An 18126-nucleotide genomic window follows, 5' to 3' on the forward strand; every position below is an offset into this window, starting at 1 on the left:
TCTCACAATGACTTTTAAGATGACCGGCCGAGTGTACATTGCTGTCCTGGTATATATTGCCTGGGTAGTTCTTTATCTTGTGTGGGATTACTCACGTGAACAGAGTCGTATCTATGAAAAGATTGATAGCACTCTGACTACCAGCGCCCTCGCCGCTCCTCTGTTACTGCCCTACAGTTTCCATCACCGGGACATGAAACCAGGCGATATCGATCCGGCAAACGACCTGAAAAACACACTACAGCTATCTCAATACGCTCAGAATACTGACGCTATCTACCTCTATACCCTGATAAAAAAGGGGAACACCGTCTATTTCACCAGTTCCAGCGCGACAGAGGCTGAACTGGCGTCTGGTAAAGAGCTATACAGCTATTTCGAACCCTACGAGACTGCTGATCCCAGAATAAATGAGGTCTTTGCCAATAAGGTACCGCTTTTTCTTGATATCACAGATAAGTGGGGAAGTTTCCGGAGCGTCTTTATCCCTCAAACATCCCCCGATGGCAGCTTCTTTATCACCGCCGCCGATATGGAAATAAGCCAGATTGAATCCCTGTTGAACCAGCGACTCGCTCAGCAACTGGGGCTGGCCATTATATTTTTACTTTTTTTGTCGCCGGTCATGTTCACCTTCTCTGCCGCACAGCGCCGCTGGGCAAACAATCTTGAAGCCAGTGTCCGGAAGCGTACCCGGGAGTTGCATGACAGCGAGAAACGCCTCAGTTCAATCATTGAACACTCGCCTGTCGGAATTTTCCACTATAACCAGGATTCAGTCATTACCATGATCAACCAGCGCTTTGGAGAGATTCTTGGCTCCTCCGATAAAGTACTGGTGGGTTTCAACATGCTGGACAAGCTGACCGATGAAAAGCTCCGGGCAGCCCTGCAAGATGCATTAAATGGCAAAGTCGGTCTTTTCGAAGGTCCTTATGTCTCAGTCACAGGCCAGCGAAAAATGTATCTGATCGCTGAGTTTGTTCCTCTGCGGGATGCTCAGGGCCAGATAAATGGTGGTGTCGGTGTATTCAACGATGCAACAGAGCAGCAGACCACCACCAATACGCTGAAAAAACTGTCGATGGCTGTCGAACAAAGCCCTAACGTTGTGGTGATAACCGACAAAAGCGGCCAGATAGAGTACGTTAACCCCCGTTTCACGGATATTACCGGTTATTATCCGGATGAGGTGATCGGCAAAAATCCCCGGCTGCTCAACTCCGGAGAGACCACAGCAGAGATCTATGGAGATCTGTGGAAAACTCTGCTGGCCGGGCAGGAGTGGCGCGGCGTATTTCATAACAGAAAGAAGAACGGTGAGCTTTACTGGGCCGAAGAGGTTATATCCCCGATCACGAATAACTTTGGCGAAATCACTCATTTTATTGCACTGCAGGAAGATATCACTGAAGTACGCCGAATTTCCGATGAGATAAACTTCCAAACCACCCATGATTCACTTACCGGGTTATTAAACCGCCGACAGTTTGAAAATGAGCTGACCCGGATCGTGGAACACGCCCACAATCACCACTCCCACCATGTCCTCTGCTTTATCGATATCGACCAGTTTAAGATCGTCAATGACACCTGTGGACACATGGCGGGGGATGATCTGTTGCGCCAGATCAGTAACCTTATCAGAGATAAGCTTCGCCGCCGTGATATCCTCGCACGCCCAGGCAGCGATGAGTTTCTGATATTGCTCGAGAATGCTAGCCTGGCGCAGGGTGAGCGGGTCATACAGATGATCATGAATGACCTGAAAAAATTCCGTTTCCAGTGGGAAGATCACAACTTTCAGGTTGAGATCAGTGCCGGACTCACCGTGATAGACCCGCAGACATCCAGTGCTATTAGCGCGATGCAGGATGTGGATACGGCCTGTTACACTGCAAAAGATGCCGGCCGCAACCGGTTTCATATCTACAATGACAATGATGAGCAGCAACTGATTCGCAAAGGCTATATACAGTGGGCCAGCGAGATCCACCACGCCCTGGATGATAATCGCTTCCAGCTCTACGTTCAGCCGATTGTGCCGTTGCAAAAAAAGCAGAACACTGGCTATGAAGTGCTGATCCGGCTACTGTCTGAATCGGGCGATCTGGTCGCTCCCGGCGCCTTTCTCCCGGCCGCTGAACGATACAATATTGCGTCTCAGATTGATCGCTGGGTGATCCGGAATACCCTGCAGTGGATGGCAAAAAATATTGATCACCTTGACCATATTGATAGCCTGGCGATTAACCTGTCTGGCCAGTCATTGGGCGATGACGCCTTGCTGGGGTACATTATCCGCAGCATTGAACAGGGGGTTGTTCCGGCACGCATGATCAAGTTTGAGATCACAGAAACGGCGGCAATTGCCAATCTTAAAGATGCCCAGATATTTATCCGCTCACTGAAAAGCCTGGGTTGCCGCTTTGCCCTTGATGACTTCGGCAGCGGCCTCTCCTCTTTCGCGTACCTGAAAAACCTGCCGGTGGACCTGCTCAAAATCGACGGCATATTCGTGCGGGATATAATCACCGACCCGATCGACGAAGCGATGGTTCGTTCAATCAATGAGGTCGGCCATATCATGGGGATGGAAACCATTGCCGAGTTCGTTGAAACGGACGAGATTATGGAGCGACTCAGACAGTTGGGTGTCGATTATGCTCAGGGCTACACTATCAGCCGTCCGCGCCCGATCAATACTATTCTGGACACCGCTACAGCGACAGCAGAAACCAGCTCAGAACAAGCCTGATCCAATCCTCTCAGGCCGTCGGAAATGACAGCAACAGTTCCAGACCCTTGCCCAAATCACTGCGGGCAGTGAGCGTTCCGCCCAATAACTGTACCGCCCGCTGAGCGATACTCAGACCGAGACCATAGCCGTTCTGCTGCCCGGTAAAACGGACAAAGGGTTTAAACATCTTGTCTAATTGTTCAGCACTGAGTCCCGGCCCTGTGTCAGCAACCCGAATCAGGACTTTTCCTGCGACAAGCTCTGCCGAAATCGTAATGTCAGTGTCTGCCGGGGTGTGCTTAACGGCGTTTCCCAGAATATTACTCAGCGCCCGCTCCAGCAACGCCGGGTTACCTTTTATGCGATAGTCGACCGGGGTCCAGTGAACCGGATGATGTGGCGCGCTAAAGCGAAAATCCTCTACCAGAGTATCGATCACCCGGGTCAGCTCAAAGCTCTGATCTGAAACTTCCATCTGCTCCAGCCGGGAAAGACTGAGAATCTCATCTATCAGCCGGTTGATCCGGTCACACTCCTGATTGATCCGTTCAATATACTGTTGACCGGCTTCGGGAATTTTCTGCCCAGCCAGCCCTGCAGCCATCTGCAAACGCGCCAGCGGAGCGCGCAGTTCATGAGAAACATCCTGCAACAGATGAGTATTGGACTGCAATGTCTGTTCGACATACTCCGCCATACGGTTGAACTCACGGCTCAGTTCACCGATCTCATCTCCGCGACGGCTGAGACCATCATCCGTCCGGGCACTGAGATCACCGTTATAAAGGTCACGGGTATACTGACGCAGGCGGTTAACCGGTCTGACCACCATCAGGCTGATCAGCAGTGCGGCGATTGCAGCAACCACCATCAACAGTACCACCTGAACAGAGAGAAAGAAGCCGAACAGCTTCGCTGTCAGATCCGGACGGGTGCGGGTCTCGGCCACCACCTGATACTCCCGGTTAGTGTCAGAAATCACGGTAAACATCACCGGATTTCGGAACTTCCTGCTACCTTCGCGACCGAAGATAACCTGGCCGGTATTCAGCTCGGTAATCTGCACCCGGGAGGGGAAAATCCGTGGTGCCTTATGATCATGATCATCATCGTGACCGCGGCGCCACTCTTTCGGGGAGGGCAGGTGACCGTCGCGCTCATAGCGATCAATCAACAGTTCCGCTTGCCCCAACACCCGGGCACTGAATACATCACGATCACGTTGCTGGTCTGAAAGGTGACCGATGACAAAGGCAGTCAGGGCGATCACCAAAAAACTGGTCAGCCAGACCGTCACAAATATTTTCAGAAAAAGTCGTTTATACCAGCGAATCGCCATCAGTGTTTCCTGCCTTGCTCGCGTCTCACGATATCATTACTCGTTTACCAACATATAGCCCGCGCCACGAACCGTTTTAATCAACTCCCGACCAGGCAGCACCCCCGCCAGTTTTTGCCGTACCCTGCTGACATGCACATCGATCGCCCGGTCATAGGCGGTCAGTTTGCGATGCAATACTTTCTCAGTAAGATCATCTTTACTCACAATGGCGCCTGCCGAGCGCATCAGCTCTGCCAGCACATTAAATTCGGCACTGGTTAACTCAAGTTCTGTGCCAGACACCTGAACCTGGCGTTTACCGGAATCCAGTTCAATGCCATGCATCTCTAACCTGTCAGAACTCTCCCCGGGTGCGAGTTGCTGTCCACTGCGGCGCAGAACCGCCCGGATGCGGGCCACCAGTTCACGGGGATTACAGGGCTTACCCAGATAATCATCGGCGCCCATCTCCAGTCCGATAATCCTGTCAATATCTTCACCCCGTCCGGTCAGCATGATCACCGGAGTTTTAATCCGGGGGCGGACCTGCTGTAACAACTCAAGACCGCTCTGGCCTGGCATCATAATATCGAATATCAGCAGATCATAACGGCCATCCTGCTGCAGTAATGGCAGTGCCTGTTCAACGCTATGGGCGAAACTGACCTCAAAGCCTTCAGACTGAAGATACTGCCCCATCAGCTCACACAGCTCCTGATCATCATCAACCAGCAACAATTTAAGGTTATCACTCATAATTCGTTCCCTTTCCAGATAATGCCAGAGTAATCAAGCCAGCGGGGGATTTCACCTGTCAGCGCCTCCCTTTACCAAACTTTACACCGCCTTTACCCAACTTAGCAGGGGCCAGAGTCATACTGCACCCATCGAAACACGTCATGCTTCAGGAGAACAATCATGCGTAAACAACTTATTATCGGTATCACAGCCACCATCATCGGCGCCGGCGCCCTGAGCGCAGGTCTGGCGTCAGCTAAAGATGGCTGGGATCGTTGCGGTGACCGCCACGAGGGTGGGCACCATGGCAAGTATGAGCAGATGGAAGGCAAACATTCCGCCAGACGTTTGGATCAGATGGCAGACAAGCTCAGCCTGACGGCTGAACAGAAAAACCAGATGCAGGAACTTTTCCAACAACAGCGCGGTCAGAGACAAGATCAGCGAGGTGCAATGCGAGATATGCATCATGCCCTGAGGAATCTGGATGTTAATGCCTCTGACTACGACCAGCAGGTCGCCGACCTGGTCACTAAAGCGCAGGAGCAAACGGCACAGATGATTCAGATGCGTGCTCAGCAGAAAAAAGCGATGTTTGAAATTCTGACGCCGGAACAACAGCAAACGTTTATGGAGATGCGACCAGAGAAACCCCGCTCTTAATCGCTTAAGCTTTATCAGGGCCGGCTGGATCAGGCGCCAGCCGGCCCGCTTGTTAAATCTGTTTTTACTATATGACTCTCATCATATATTCATCGTCGCCTTTAAACAGGCCACTTGCCCTGCTTTATGCAGGGCATTTTTTTTACAGCTGCTGTCGCAGATCAGACTCGAGATCTTTCAAATAATGGCGCTCCATCTGCACCGCCTGTTTTTGCCGTTTAATCGCTGTGGCGCGTACGCGCATATCATGCTGCAACGCGTCTATCTCGAGCAGCAGAAAAGAGCGGGCCTGCGTGGAAATGCCATCCGCGACCAACTGCTCCCGTTTTTCATTAAGCTCCCTGTCATCCGAGCGCTGCTCCGATCTCATCGTACTGAGTTCACGCTCTGCATCCGCCAGCTGCACCGCCTGTTTATGTGCCACTGAACCCAGCTCAAAGCCCCGGACAAATGCCAGGCCGGGTCCGCCACTGCAAACCGCATTCAACTGTTTTCCAGCCCGGGCAGTCCGGTAGCCATTGGTCGCGGTGCAGTAACGTGAAACACCCCGGTCATATCCCTGCAGATAATCATCCATCTGTGGCGCGATACCATACTCACTGCAGGCATCGCGGTGCTGCTCCAGACGGCTGGCTTCATAGCCTGCCACACCATCATTAAAGCCAATAAGTTGCCAGTCTGCCGTCAGACAACTGTCCCGGTCCAGCGTGGCACAGCCCGATACCCCGAGCGTCATAATTAATATAAGAATTCGGCTATGCATGCCCATACATCCTCTGAACGTTTCCGGTGACCAGTATGCCTGATCAAAACTGAATCAGGGCAAAATACCCGACAGCGGCACAATTCAGGGATTCAGGGCATCAATCATCGCCGCACAGATAAAATCATTCTCTGACAGACCGCCGATAGCATGGGTGCTGAAGCACACCACACAGTGCCCATAGCCGACCTCAAGGTCAGGATGATGATCCTAATTGTGTGCGATCCACGCCAGCAAATTAACGAACGCCATGGTGCGGTAGAAATTTTTAAAGCGGAACTTTTTGCGGATTTCCGTGCCAGCTTCATTCAACGACCAGCCGGACGCCAGCTGCGCTAAGTGTTGCTCACTCTCGGCAAGTGTCAGCGCCGGCGTAGTGCCGTCACAGGGCACACACCGGCGCTCTTTAAGGGGGTATTTCTCAGTCATCTGCCTCTCCGTAAAGGGTATCTGATGCACAGTATAGACCGGTATTGGCTCAGCCTTGGCCACCAGGCAGATTGATTAACCTGATAGCTGAATTCGTGTTAAAGTGCCTCCCCAAACAAGACTCGATCGTGCAGGAAATCAACAATGCCGACGTATGATTATCGTTGTGACACCACCGGGGCGGTGATTGAAGTGCGCCATCCAATGGCGATTAAAATATCAACCTGGGCCGACCTGTGTGATATTGGCGGCTTAGACGCCGGAACAACACCCGCTGACGCGCCCGTCACCAAGCTGCTCAGCACCGCTGGCGTAATCAGCAATAAAACCCTTAAAAACCCGGAAAACCCTCCCTGTATGAGTGGCGGTGGTTGTCCCGGACGTTGTGGAATCTGATATGTTTTTTAAACGTTTAGGCAAAATAACACTGGCACCTTTTTTTATGGGGCTTTTGCTGAGCCTGTTGCTCTCCACCAGTGCTACCGCCGGGGCCTTAAAGCCCACCATGAAAGAGATGCGGCTGTACTATAAACAGGCTCTCGATACCCAAGACCCCGCCGTTTTCAACGACAAAATCAGCCAGTTTTTAACCGAATTACAGACCGCCCGGGCGTTTGAATTCTCACCGGAGCGCAAAGCACTCTCCCTGGAAGGGTTGAACAAGGTGCAAACCCTCGTCAGTGGCCTGCCAGAGGCAACTGAAACCAACCTTTCTCAGCTGCAGACGCAACTCAAAGAGGTCGATCAGTTACGGATCGAATACCATAAGAAAGTGAAACCCGGTGTGTTTGAATTATTACTCGATACGCTGAAACAGTCCCTGGGATTCTGATACAACATTATTTTTTAACGTTCCACGAAAACTGCTGTCAGACATTATTCAAGCTGTGATATAGATATGGGTATCCTTTATGTCACAGAGTCGGCGGTTTCTGCTCATGTTCTGCAAAGCTCATATCCTGTTACTCGGGGCTATCCTGATACTGTCCGGTTGCGATCAGCAATCGCCTGCTAAAGTACGTCAGCCAAAGCCCCATCTGGTGGAAGTTCTGTCCGCGCAACCGGTGGATATTGAACTTGTACGGATCCGAACCGGTACCCTTGAAGCCTTTCAGACCATCAACATCTATAACCAGGAAGAGGGTATTGTTACACAGATTCGCTCCCGCGAAGGCGATACCGTTCGTCGTGATGAGTTGCTCATCACACTTGATGACCAACTGCTGAGTGCCCAGTTACAACGTGCCCGGGCGGTGCGTCAGCAGGCCGAGAAAGAGCTTCAGAGAATCAGCGGCCTGATAAAACGAAACCTGACGGCACGATCAGAACTGACACAAAAAGAGACCGATCTTGCGGTGGCCAGGGCCGATGAACAGGTGATCGCCACCCGCCTCGGCTATACCCGGATAAAATCGCCGATTGACGGTGTGGTGACCTCCCGTCATACCGAACCGGGAAACCTTGCCGAAAAATCGTCTCTGCTGCTGACCGTCGCCGATCTGGACAGTCTGCTACTTAAAGTGGATATCTCAGAGTTGCTGCTCAACCAGCTTGCCATCGATATGCCGGTGGAAATAGAGATAGATGCGTTGCGCACTGCCAACCGGAGCAACGCCTTCGCGGTCTCCGGAAAAGTCAGCCGCATCTACCCGACCATAGACCCGGCAACCCGTAGCGGCACTCTGGAGATCAGTCTCAAACCGGCTCCGCAGGGGGCCCGCCCAGGTCAGTTTGCCCGGGTAAAATTTCAAATTCCCCGACAGCAGGTATTGCTACTGCCCTTTGCCAGCCTGCGCCAGTCTGACAACGGCAGCTATGTGTATATCATTGATAATGAAGACACAGTCCGGATACGCCCGCTGCAAACGGGCCTGAAGGCAGGCGAACAGATTGAGGTACTGGCCGGGCTTGAGCCGGGAGACCGGGTGATCACCCGCGGCTTTACCAACCTGAAACCGGGCATGCAGGTGACAGTTGTTAAGCGGGCGGCGGATAGCCAGACTGACGGGACGGCCGCACCGTGAAACAGAAAGCGATGCGTCACTCCCAGGGACTCGCTAACTGGTCCATTCATCACCCTGTCGGAGTGGTGATGATCGCACTGGCGGTGATTGTACTGGGCGCTTTCGCCCTCAATCGTCTGGCGGTTGACCTGTTGCCCCATATTATTTATCCCGAGATCAGGGTCAGGGTCGTCGACAGCGGTGTGCCCCCTCCCGTGATGGAAGACCGGGTCACCCGCAAGCTGGAAGAGCAGCTGGCAATCACCGAAGACGCTATCCATGTTCAGTCAACCACCACTCAGGGCAGTACTACCGTAGATCTGGCCTTTGAGTATGGCAAGGATATCGATATCGCCCTGCGAGACGCCAGTACCCGGTTAGACAGGGCCAGGCGCACCCTGCCGGAGTCGATCGATGCCCCGGTCATATATAAGCTCGATCCCTCACAAATTCCGGTTATGGAGTTTGTTATCAGCTCGCAGATTCGCGACAGTGCCGCCCTGCGCCAGTGGTCTGACGATGTCATCGCAAAATGGCTGCTTAATCTGCCCGGGGTGGCTGCCGCTGAGGTGGGTGGTGGCGTCGTCCGTGAAGTACATGTGATCCCGGATCAACAGCGGATGGCCGCTTACGACATCAGTTACAGCACCCTGATCTCTGCGGTAAAAGAGGGCAATGGCGATCAGGCGGCTGGGCGGATCACCATGCCCGGTCATGAGCTGAACAGCCGCATCAGTGGCCGCCTCATCTCATTAGATCAGTTACGCCAGCTACCCGTTGCCCGCAGAGGCGACTCGACCCTGACCCTTGCCGATCTGGCGCAGGTGGATTTCAGCACCGAAGATGAACGGATTCTGATCCGCGCGGATGCTATCCAGGGCATAAAACTATCGATCCAGAAGCAACCTACCGCCAACACCACCTATGTGGCCGATCAGGTCAAACAGCGGCTGGCGTGGTTGCAGCAACAACAGATTATTCCTGAAGATATCAGCGTTACCCAGGTTTCAGATCAGTCGATCTATGTCAGACAGGCCCTCAACAATGCCGCCACCGCAGCGATCAGTGGCGCGTTGCTGGCGATGACCGTGGTTTATCTGTTCCTCGGCAATCTGCGTCACACCCTGATTATTGGCAGCGCCATCCCGATAGCCATTATGTTTACCTGCGTGCTGATGGGGCTGGGCGGCCTGACCCTGAATATTATGACCCTCGGGGGCCTGGCGCTGGGGATCGGCATGCTGGTGGATAACACCATTGTGATGCTGGAAAATATCAATCGCCATCAGAAAAACCATGAACATCCGCTGGCCGCCGCCAACAACGCCGCCACCGAGGTTAACAGTGCGATTATCGCCTCGACCTCAACCAATCTCTGCGCGGTGCTGCCCTTCCTGTTTATCGGCGGACTGACCGGACTGCTGTTTCAGGAACTGATTATCACTATCTCGGCGGCCATTTTTGCCTCCATGGTAATTGCACTGACACTGGTGCCGGCACTGGCTGCCGCGACCCGACAAGCGACTAATGGTGGCGGCATTCGGCATCTGACCGACCGTTTTTTACGCGCATTGCAGCACAGCTATACCGCCATTCTCAGCAGACTGCTGCAATATCGACTGTTAACACTGCTAAGTTTTGTCGTTGCGCTGGGGATTTCCGCTCAGGTATTTGTCAGTGGAAAACAGATCTTCCTGCCACCACTGGATGATGGCCGGGTTACCGTGAGAATTACAGCGGACACCGGCATATCCCTGACCGAGATGAACAACCGGGTACAGCAGCTGGAAGCGCTGTTTTCCAGTCAGCCGGAAACCGCAACGGTGTTTACCCTGGTGGGCGGTTCCGTTTTCGGCCGCTCTCAACGGGAACGTTCCAACCGCTCCACGGTGATTGTGCAGCTGAAATCGGTCACCGAACGGGATCTGTCCAGCAACCAGTGGATCGAACGGCTACAACAGCAGATCGCTAAACTGCAACTGGCAGGATTCTCGGTACGCATGACACAGCGCGGTATCAGAGGAATCCGCACCAATAGCGGCAGCGAGGACATCAGCCTGCGTCTGCAGGGACCGGATAATAAAACCCTCACCCGTCTGGCGGAACAGCTGACAACCCGGCTTAAGAAGCTGCCTCAGCTGCGCAACCTGAGCCACTCGGCGGAGGATCAGCTCAATGAGCTGTCGATCACCCTCGACCGGGTACGTGCCAGTCAGTTGGGTATAGAGCTGGCAGACCTGATAGAGGCAACCCAGATCGCACTGCAGGGTAAAGTGATCAGCGAATTTATCACCGATGACCATGCCTACGATATCCGTCTCAGACTGGCTGAACAGCACTTCAACACCCCGGAATCGATGGAGACGCTGCTACTGTTTCCCGGTACCGGCGCCTCACCACCGGTTCACCTGTCAGATGTTGCCAGCCTGCAGCTGATCGAATCACCGGCCAGTATTCAGCGGGATAACCAGATGCGTATCGTCGAGATATCCGCTGCACTGGCAGCAGATATCACCCTGGGAGAAGCGCTGGAGGCCGTGAATAAGGTGCGCGAAAGCTTTGCGATGCCTTCGGGCTACACCGTCTACGACGGGGGGTCGGAAAAAGTGCTGGCAGAGCAGAATAAACTCACCAGCCTGCTGCTGGGGCTGGCACTGTTTCTGGTCTTTGTGGTGATGGCGATCCAGTATGAATCGCTGCGCAATCCGCTGATCATTATGTTTGGTGTGCCCTTTGCCGCGATTGGCGTTGCCGCAGGGATCTGGCTACTCGCCCTGCCACTCTCGATGCCGGTCTGGCTGGGGATGATTATGCTCACCGGTATTGTGGTCAACAACGCCATCCTGCTGGTGGAGTATATTGAACTCTCAAGAGATCAGGGCAACAACATCTCTGATGCGATCCTGGAGGCCGCCAGACTGCGCCTGCGGCCGATTATCATGACCACCCTGAGCACGGTAGCCGGCATGCTGCCACTGGCTCTGGGCTGGGGCGACGGCGCCGAGATGCTTCAACCCCTGGCCGTGACTGTGATCTGGGGACTGAGCTTCTCAATGCTGGTAAGTCTGGTGCTTATTCCGGTCACCTACCATCTGGTCAATGACAGAACTTCAGTCCGGAGCTAGTCACTTGCGTGGGACGGTTAAAATCCATTTACCGGTCATGTCGGCCAGCGAAAGAGGTTTTCCTGCCGATAACACTGCCAGATCAATCTGCTACTTCAGCCCCTGGCGGTCGATCGCCGTGATCCGGGGCTGAGCGTCTCAATGCTGGCGGGTCTGATGATTCCGGTGATTTATAACCTTACATAATTTCCGGAATCATCAGGCCGCAACAAGAGCCTGCGGATTTAAGGTCATTCAGGAATGTGCAGACCATCGCTTAAGAAGGGGCTGTAAATGGTCGATTCCCTTTAATAAGATCCCGTTAAACCCTGCAACAGTAAACGAATCAGAAATGCCACTTCAGCAGTAACGATGGGTTGCGCTCATCGGCACCCTCAATTCCATACTTGTTGGTCCAGTGTGAGTACTCAATACCCAAATATACGGGCGACGCAGTGCCGATCAGCTTGCCTGCATTCCACTTCAGCTGAGAGGTAAAGTTGGTCTCTGACGCGTGATCGTCCTCTTCAGTTGACCAATCGATAAAGCCATCATAAAGAAACTCTGCGTCGCTAATAGAGAAAGGTATACCCCAGGTTAATGTCAGCATGACATCATCCGAAGTCGAGTCATTATTAACCTGATAAATATTCGCGTTCGCATATTGAAAACCAGGCAGGTCGAGACTGACACCCACACCTGCCATATAGTTATCAAACCCATCACCACTCTCCCAGGTGCCCGCCAGAAAAACATCCTTGACCAACCCCAGAGAGAGATCCGCTCCTGTCACATAACCCAGGCTTAGACGGGGCGAAAACTCAAAATATGTCGAGGTATCACCATCATCAGATTCCTGGCGATCAACGAAGAAGAAAGTATCACCCCAGTTATGACCGCTGGCATGCTCTACGGTGATGGTCTGCTGATCAGGGTCAACAACCTCAAATTGACTTCCTTTCACGTAACTAAGACTAAAATCGCTCCACAACTGCTTAGCGGATGCCCCCGTTGAGACTGCGGCACAGCAAAGAGCACACATTAGTTTTGTTTTCATTTTAAACCTCTCTAATTGTTTTTATACGAGTCAATCTGTACATCGACTAGAAGATACTAGAGGTTTTTTTACCTAATGGTAAACACATCTTTGTAACCAAATACTCATGTGAAAACTTAACTAGATTAAGCAAATGGTAAACAAAAAAAAGCCTGGAGAATTCCAGGCCATAACTGTAAGCAAAGGGCAGTTAAAACTGTATAGATTATGCGGCTGTTTCAATATCATCCACCCGACAAGAGATTGCGTAGGAAAGATATTTTTCAGGCAGGTTTTTATATTGTGGATATATAGCCAGACGCTCTTTGAGCCTGAAGCCACACTCCGATGATTTGAATTCCAGCGATTTAATATTAGGCCAGGCTCGCTCAGGGTTAATATGATCAATGGTAACCGGGGAAACCCCTCCCCAGTCATTAATTCCGGAGCGCAGATAATCTCTGTAATGCTCCTGCAGGTTGGGCGGAGCCTGAATACTGATAGTGTGATCAAGAATCAACCGGGCTACAGCGAGCGTTTTCAGCATATCCTCATAACTGGGTTCAGGTGCATCCGCCATGGCCGTACCCGGTTTAGCTTTAAAATTCTGAATAATGACTTCCTGAATATGTCCATACTGTTTATGGATCTCATTAATAGCGATCAGACTGTCAATTCGCTCCTGCCAGGTCTCACCGATGCCAATCAGAATACCCGTGGTAAAAGGCACGTTATGCTTTCCTGTCAGCTCCAGCGTGCGTAACCGTTGCAGCGGAACTTTATCCGGACAGGCATAATGCGCCTGCCCCTTCTCCATAAGCCGACGGCTGACATTTTCCAGCATCATTCCCATACTGGCTGAAACCGGACGCAGTTTAATAATATCCTGTTCAGATAAAGTGCCGGCATTTATATGAGGCAGCATGCTGGTATTCTTGATGACCAGCAGGCACATATCATAAAGATAATCGATAATCGTACTGTAACCTCGCTCAGCCAGAAACTTTCTGGCTTCAGGGTAGGTTTTCTCAGGCTTCTCTCCCAGGCTGAAAAGGACCTCCTTACAGCCTTGTTTTTCACCCTGATAAACAACCGCCATAACCTCTTCCGGTGTCATAATGTTCGCTTCAGCAGAGCCGGGAGGTTTTACAAAGGTGCAATAACCGCAAGTGTCACGACACATATTAGTCAGGGGCACAAATACTTTTCTGGAGTAAGTAACAACATCACCCCAGTGCAGATCACGCAGTGCTGACGCCTGATCTCTGAGTTGTTGAATCTGGTGACTATCGGCATTTTCAAGATTATACGCTTGCTCAACAGTGATCATCGGAAAGCCTCCCGGGTTATTGTTTTTGTAATCAGGCAGCATGACGGCGCCACTAGATGATTCCTAGGATCAATATAGAATAATTTTACCATCTGGTCAAATATTCTATATTGCTTTCATTCCTGCAATAATTTCAATAACTTAAGCTTATAGCCAACTGAGTCCTGTTGTGTACTCTGAGCTTTTTAAAAATATCTGACACGTGCCTTTTTACTGTCGATTCCCGAATACCCATTTCAAATGCAATCTCTTTATTCATAAGACCTACTTTCAAGTAATTCAGTACATCTCTTTGTCGCTCAGTCAGATACTCAAGCTTGTCTTGGGTAAAAAGTGTATTGGCTACAGGGATATGCTGAGCTAAATAATCAGCTACATTCGTTTTTTCAGTTTCATAACAATGTGGATACGAAAGACAATCTGACTGATTTCTGCGACTGAGAAAATCGAACACGCGGGTTACGATTGTCTCGACAGGTTCGCTATTTTTTATGACTCCGGAAGCATTTAAAAACTTTAGTTTTATATCCAGCTTTTCACTTATTTCTTCACAGATGACGATAATGGGACTATCTGTTTTGTACAGGTAGGCAGTTATCATTCCATGATTCGCGGTCAATAAAATGCTTTCATGCACTAAGATAAGATCAAAGGCCTTTGAGTATCGGGCGGCTTTAACAAACTCGCACTCATTGCCTGCATCGATAAAACCTATAGCGTGATCTGTTTGTCGAAGAACACTCTTTAAGCCCTCTCTTAATAAAGGCCTGGGATCGATAATAAGAATTTTTTTAAGTCTCATAGCTACCTTCACTCTTGTTTTTATAAAGGTGTCCCTACCAATCCACTGGTGAGCATCATGCAGATGAATCCTTGCTCAGCAGGCCTCTCGGCTAAACACCGACAAGCCTGCTTTGCTGATTATCCATGCTGATCACAGAATAGATCAGCCTGATGGTTTTTTATGAGAACAGACGCCCCCTCTCAGCTGGGAAACGAGAAGGATACGCCTTCACGCACCCCGCTGGACGGCCAGCGCTGAGTGATGGTCTTGCGCTTGGTGTAGAAGCGCACAGCATCCGGACCATAGGCATGCAGATCACCAAACAGAGAGCGTTTCCAGCCACCGAAGCTGTGATAAGAGACCGGTACTGGCAACGGCACGTTGATACCCACCATACCCACCTGAATATTGTCAGAGAAGTAGCGTGCCGCTTCACCGTCACGGGTGAAGATACAGGTACCGTTACCGTATTCATGATCGTTGATCAGCTGCATCGCCTCCTCCATGGTATTCACACGTACAACCTGCAACACCGGCCCGAAGATCTCCTCCTGGTAGCTCTGCATATCGGCAGTGACCCCGTCGATCAGTGTCGCGCCAACAAAGAAACCGTTATCGAAGCCAGCCACTGCAGGGTTACGGCCATCGACAACAATCTTCGCACCGTCCGCTTCAGCGCTATCGATATAACCGTTTACTTTCAGCTGATGCGCCCGGGTAATCACCGGACCGAAGTCATTATCGCGATTACTGTAAGCCCCGACCTTCAATGGCGCCATCGCTGTACGCATCTTCGCCACCAGTGCATCGGCCGCTTCATCACCGACGGCAACCGCTACCGAGAGCGCCATACACCGCTCACCGGAGGAACCAAAGGCAGCCCCCAGCAACTGGTTCACCGCATTATCCATATCCGCATCCGGCATGACGATGGCATGGTTCTTCGCCCCACCCAGCGCCTGACAACGTTTGCCGTTAGCGTTCGCGGTGCTGTAGATATATTCCGCAATCGGTGTCGAACCGACAAAGCTCACCGCTTTAACACGGCTATCGGTCAGCAGTACGTCAACGGCTTCCTTATCACCGTTGACCACATTGATAACACCAGCGGGCAGACCCGCTTCCTGCAGCAGCTGAGCGATAAACATCGTCGAGGATGGGTCACGCTCAGAAGGCTTCAGTACAAAGGTGTTGCCGCAGACAATCGCCATCGGATACATCCACAGCGGCACCATCGCCGGGAAGTTAAACGGTGTAATACCCGCCACCACACCCAGCGGCTGAAACTCACTCCAGGAATCAATGCCCGGGCCGACATTGCGGCTGTGCTCGCCTTTCAGCAACTCAGGGGCACCACAGGCGTATTCAACGTTTTCAATACCACGCTGTAGTTCACCGGCAGCATCATGGGCAATCTTGCCATGCTCTTCACCGATCATTTCGCAGATCTTATCGGCGTGCTGTTCCAGTAACGCTTTAAAACGGTACATCACCTGCGCACGCTTCGCCGGAGGGGTATTACGCCAGGCAGGAAACGCCTGTTCAGCGGCGGCAATCGCCTCCTCAACCGTGGCCACGGAGGCCAGCGCAACCTGCTTGCTCTCCTCACCGGTGGATGGGTTATATACTGCCTGTGTCCGCGCTGAACCTGTACGCATCTCACCGTTAATTAAATGACCTAAAATTTGCATAGTAACCTCGTAAATATTTATATTTTTAGCGGAGATAAATCACGTTAAGAATCGTCTGTTAATCCAACTCAAGAATGGATTCGCCAATGGCATTAATGACGTTATCAATCTCTTCCCGTTCGGTAATAAAGGGCAGCCCCAACTGGATGGTGTCGCCGCCGTAACGCACATAGAAACCTTTTTCCCAGCACTTCATGGCAATCTGGTAAGGACGCAAAGCCGGTTCGCCGGGAGCTGACTCAATGGTAATTCCGCCAGCCAGACCATAATTACGAATGTCATTAATGTACTGAGTGCCTTTAAGGCTGTGCAGCGCCTGTTCAAAAACCGGACTCATCTCTTTAACCCGGGGAATCAGCTTGTCATTTTCCAGAACATCTAAAGATGCAAGCGCAGCCGCACAAGCCACCGGATGACCTGAGTAGGTGTAGCCATGTGGAATTTCCATCATATATTCCAGCCCACCGGTCTCCATAAAGGTCTGATAGATATCTGTTTTAGCAACCACAGCGCCCATAGGCACAGCACCATTCGTTAATTGCTTTGCGACATTGATCATATCCGGCACGACGCCGAACTCCTCCGCGCCGGTATAAGACCCCATACGACCGAAACCGGTTATGACCTCATCGAAAATCAGCAATATATCGTGTTGATCACAGATCTCCCGCAGCCTTTGCAAATACCCTTTCGGCGGTGGAATTACACCTGCCGACCCCGCCATCGGTTCGACAATAACTGCGGCAATATTGGATGCATCATGCAGCGCGATCAGTTCCAGCAGCTCGTCAGCTTTCTCGACACCGTTTTCCGGCATGCCTCTGGAAAAAGCATTTTCTTTCAGCAATGTATGAGGCAAATGATCGGCATCGACACCCAGGCCGTACAGGGTTCGGTTAGCACCGATCCCCCCCACACTGAAACCGCCAAAATTGACCCCGTGATAGCCTTTTGAACGTCCGATAAGTTTGGTTTTGGTCGGCTGACCTTTCTTACGCCAGTAAGCACGGGCGATCTTCAGGGAAGTATCTGCGCTTTCAGAACCGGAACCGGTAAAGAAAACATAATCCAGTCCTTTCGGGGTCAGCGCCTTAATTCTGTTTGCCAGTTCAAAAGCTTTTGGATGGCCATACTGGAAAGCGGGGGCGTAATCCAGCTGACGAAGCTGCTGCGAAACAGCTTCAGCAATCTCTGGACGGCAATGACCGGCACCGCATGTCCACAAGCCTGACAAGCCATCAAAAACCTGCCGACCATCGGCATCAGTAAGGTAAGCGCCTTTAGCTTCAACAAACATCCGCGGGTCATTTTTAAACTGGCGATTCGCGGTATAGGGCATCCAGTAAGCTTCCAGCTGCTCGCGAGTCAGGCCCGCGGCTTTACCAGCATCAAATTCAAACATATCAATTACCTCGATAAGGTCTTCTTATTATCAGGCTGAGGCTCAGACATCGCGACGATCTGCCTGGATACACAGCGGTTAAGTGGTTACATCATCTACCCGCTCCGCGAACGGTTAAATGC

The 18126-nt window shown here is 51.6% G+C and carries 14 protein-coding genes and 1 pseudogene; 6 read left to right on the forward strand and 9 right to left on the reverse strand.

The genetic code is table 11. The features are described from left to right. Window positions 1-19: 19 nt before the first annotated feature. On the forward strand, window positions 20-2758 hold the full coding sequence (locus KDX31_18180) for an EAL domain-containing protein (protein UTW03225.1): 2739 nt from the start codon (window positions 20-22) through the stop codon (window positions 2756-2758). A 10-nt stretch (window positions 2759-2768) separates the two neighbouring features. Here the strand turns inward: KDX31_18180 and KDX31_18185 are convergent, their stop codons facing one another. Together KDX31_18185 and KDX31_18190 are read right to left on the reverse strand one after the other, a co-directional pair. Next, window positions 2769-4079: a HAMP domain-containing histidine kinase gene (locus KDX31_18185; protein UTW03226.1), complete on the reverse strand. Its 1311-nt coding sequence runs from the start codon at window positions 4077-4079 to the stop codon at window positions 2769-2771. Between the two features lie 36 nt (window positions 4080-4115). Beyond that, entirely contained in the window at window positions 4116-4817 is a 702-nt protein-coding gene (locus KDX31_18190; GenBank protein UTW03227.1) for a response regulator transcription factor, read from the reverse strand. A gap of 162 nt (window positions 4818-4979) precedes the next feature. On the opposite strand from KDX31_18190, the gene KDX31_18195 reads away from it, so the two are divergent. Further along, window positions 4980-5462: a Spy/CpxP family protein refolding chaperone gene (locus KDX31_18195; GenBank protein UTW03228.1), complete on the forward strand. Its 483-nt coding sequence runs from the start codon at window positions 4980-4982 to the stop codon at window positions 5460-5462. A gap of 142 nt (window positions 5463-5604) precedes the next feature. On the opposite strand, the gene KDX31_18200 is transcribed toward KDX31_18195, so the two are convergent. Both KDX31_18200 and KDX31_18205 read right to left on the reverse strand, forming a co-directional pair. Next, complete coding sequence (locus KDX31_18200; GenBank protein UTW03229.1) at window positions 5605-6225, reverse strand: DUF2799 domain-containing protein; 621 nt, start codon at window positions 6223-6225, stop codon at window positions 5605-5607. 84 nt (window positions 6226-6309) lie between these two features. Beyond that, window positions 6310-6654: pseudogene (locus KDX31_18205) on the reverse strand (4a-hydroxytetrahydrobiopterin dehydratase). 144 nt (window positions 6655-6798) lie between these two features. Between KDX31_18205 and KDX31_18210 the strand changes: the two are divergent. From KDX31_18210 to KDX31_18225, 4 genes are all read left to right on the forward strand, one after another. Further along, a complete protein-coding gene (locus KDX31_18210; GenBank protein UTW03230.1) occupies window positions 6799-7050 on the forward strand; it encodes a zinc ribbon domain-containing protein in 252 nt (83 codons plus the stop codon). Window position 7051: 1 nt separating this feature from the next. Beyond that, window positions 7052-7486, forward strand: coding sequence for a hypothetical protein (locus tag KDX31_18215; GenBank protein ID UTW03231.1), 435 nt, complete (start codon window positions 7052-7054; stop codon window positions 7484-7486). Between the two features lie 79 nt (window positions 7487-7565). Next, complete coding sequence (locus tag KDX31_18220; protein ID UTW03232.1) at window positions 7566-8678, forward strand: efflux RND transporter periplasmic adaptor subunit; 1113 nt, start codon at window positions 7566-7568, stop codon at window positions 8676-8678. Continuing rightward, window positions 8675-11782 carry an efflux RND transporter permease subunit gene (locus KDX31_18225; GenBank protein UTW03233.1) on the forward strand — a complete coding sequence of 1036 codons (3108 nt, stop codon included), beginning with the start codon at window positions 8675-8677 and terminating at the stop codon, window positions 11780-11782. Before KDX31_18220 ends, KDX31_18225 begins: the two co-directional genes overlap by 4 nt. 325 nt (window positions 11783-12107) lie before the next feature. On the opposite strand, the gene KDX31_18230 is transcribed toward KDX31_18225, so the two are convergent. The 5 genes from KDX31_18230 to KDX31_18250 form a co-directional block, all read right to left on the reverse strand. After that, on the reverse strand, window positions 12108-12818 hold the full coding sequence (locus KDX31_18230) for a DUF5020 family protein (protein UTW03234.1): 711 nt from the start codon (window positions 12816-12818) through the stop codon (window positions 12108-12110). 205 nt (window positions 12819-13023) lie between these two features. Next, a complete protein-coding gene (gene cofG, locus KDX31_18235) occupies window positions 13024-14127 on the reverse strand; it encodes a 7,8-didemethyl-8-hydroxy-5-deazariboflavin synthase CofG (GenBank protein ID UTW05447.1) in 1104 nt (367 codons plus the stop codon). 133 nt (window positions 14128-14260) lie between these two features. Continuing rightward, window positions 14261-14929 (reverse strand): response regulator transcription factor, encoded by a 669-nt coding sequence (locus tag KDX31_18240; protein ID UTW03235.1) that lies wholly within the window; start codon window positions 14927-14929, stop codon window positions 14261-14263. 182 nt (window positions 14930-15111) lie between these two features. After that, a complete protein-coding gene (locus KDX31_18245) occupies window positions 15112-16602 on the reverse strand; it encodes a CoA-acylating methylmalonate-semialdehyde dehydrogenase (GenBank protein ID UTW03236.1) in 1491 nt (496 codons plus the stop codon). A gap of 58 nt (window positions 16603-16660) precedes the next feature. Beyond that, window positions 16661-18004: an aspartate aminotransferase family protein gene (locus KDX31_18250; GenBank protein UTW03237.1), complete on the reverse strand. Its 1344-nt coding sequence runs from the start codon at window positions 18002-18004 to the stop codon at window positions 16661-16663. Between the last annotated feature and the right edge of the window lie 122 nt (window positions 18005-18126).

Source organism: Amphritea atlantica, from assembly GCA_024397875.1.
Classification (GTDB): Bacteria; Pseudomonadota; Gammaproteobacteria; order Pseudomonadales; family Balneatricaceae; genus Amphritea; species Amphritea atlantica_B.

Coding starts and splice junctions, on each gene's coding strand:
- KDX31_18240 (UTW03235.1), bottom strand. CDS start 14,929: ATGAGACTTAAAAAAATTCTTATTATCGATCCCAGGCCTTTATTAAGA.
- KDX31_18185 (UTW03226.1), bottom strand. CDS start 4,079: ATGGCGATTCGCTGGTATAAACGACTTTTTCTGAAAATATTTGTGACG.
- KDX31_18215 (UTW03231.1), top strand. CDS start 7,052: ATGTTTTTTAAACGTTTAGGCAAAATAACACTGGCACCTTTTTTTATG.
- KDX31_18180 (UTW03225.1), top strand. CDS start 20: ATGACCGGCCGAGTGTACATTGCTGTCCTGGTATATATTGCCTGGGTA.
- KDX31_18190 (UTW03227.1), bottom strand. CDS start 4,817: ATGAGTGATAACCTTAAATTGTTGCTGGTTGATGATGATCAGGAGCTG.
- cofG (UTW05447.1), bottom strand. CDS start 14,127: ATGATCACTGTTGAGCAAGCGTATAATCTTGAAAATGCCGATAGTCAC.
- KDX31_18230 (UTW03234.1), bottom strand. CDS start 12,818: ATGAAAACAAAACTAATGTGTGCTCTTTGCTGTGCCGCAGTCTCAACG.
- KDX31_18250 (UTW03237.1), bottom strand. CDS start 18,004: ATGTTTGAATTTGATGCTGGTAAAGCCGCGGGCCTGACTCGCGAGCAG.
- KDX31_18195 (UTW03228.1), top strand. CDS start 4,980: ATGCGTAAACAACTTATTATCGGTATCACAGCCACCATCATCGGCGCC.
- KDX31_18210 (UTW03230.1), top strand. CDS start 6,799: ATGCCGACGTATGATTATCGTTGTGACACCACCGGGGCGGTGATTGAA.
- KDX31_18245 (UTW03236.1), bottom strand. CDS start 16,602: ATGCAAATTTTAGGTCATTTAATTAACGGTGAGATGCGTACAGGTTCA.
- KDX31_18200 (UTW03229.1), bottom strand. CDS start 6,225: ATGCATAGCCGAATTCTTATATTAATTATGACGCTCGGGGTATCGGGC.
- KDX31_18220 (UTW03232.1), top strand. CDS start 7,566: ATGTCACAGAGTCGGCGGTTTCTGCTCATGTTCTGCAAAGCTCATATC.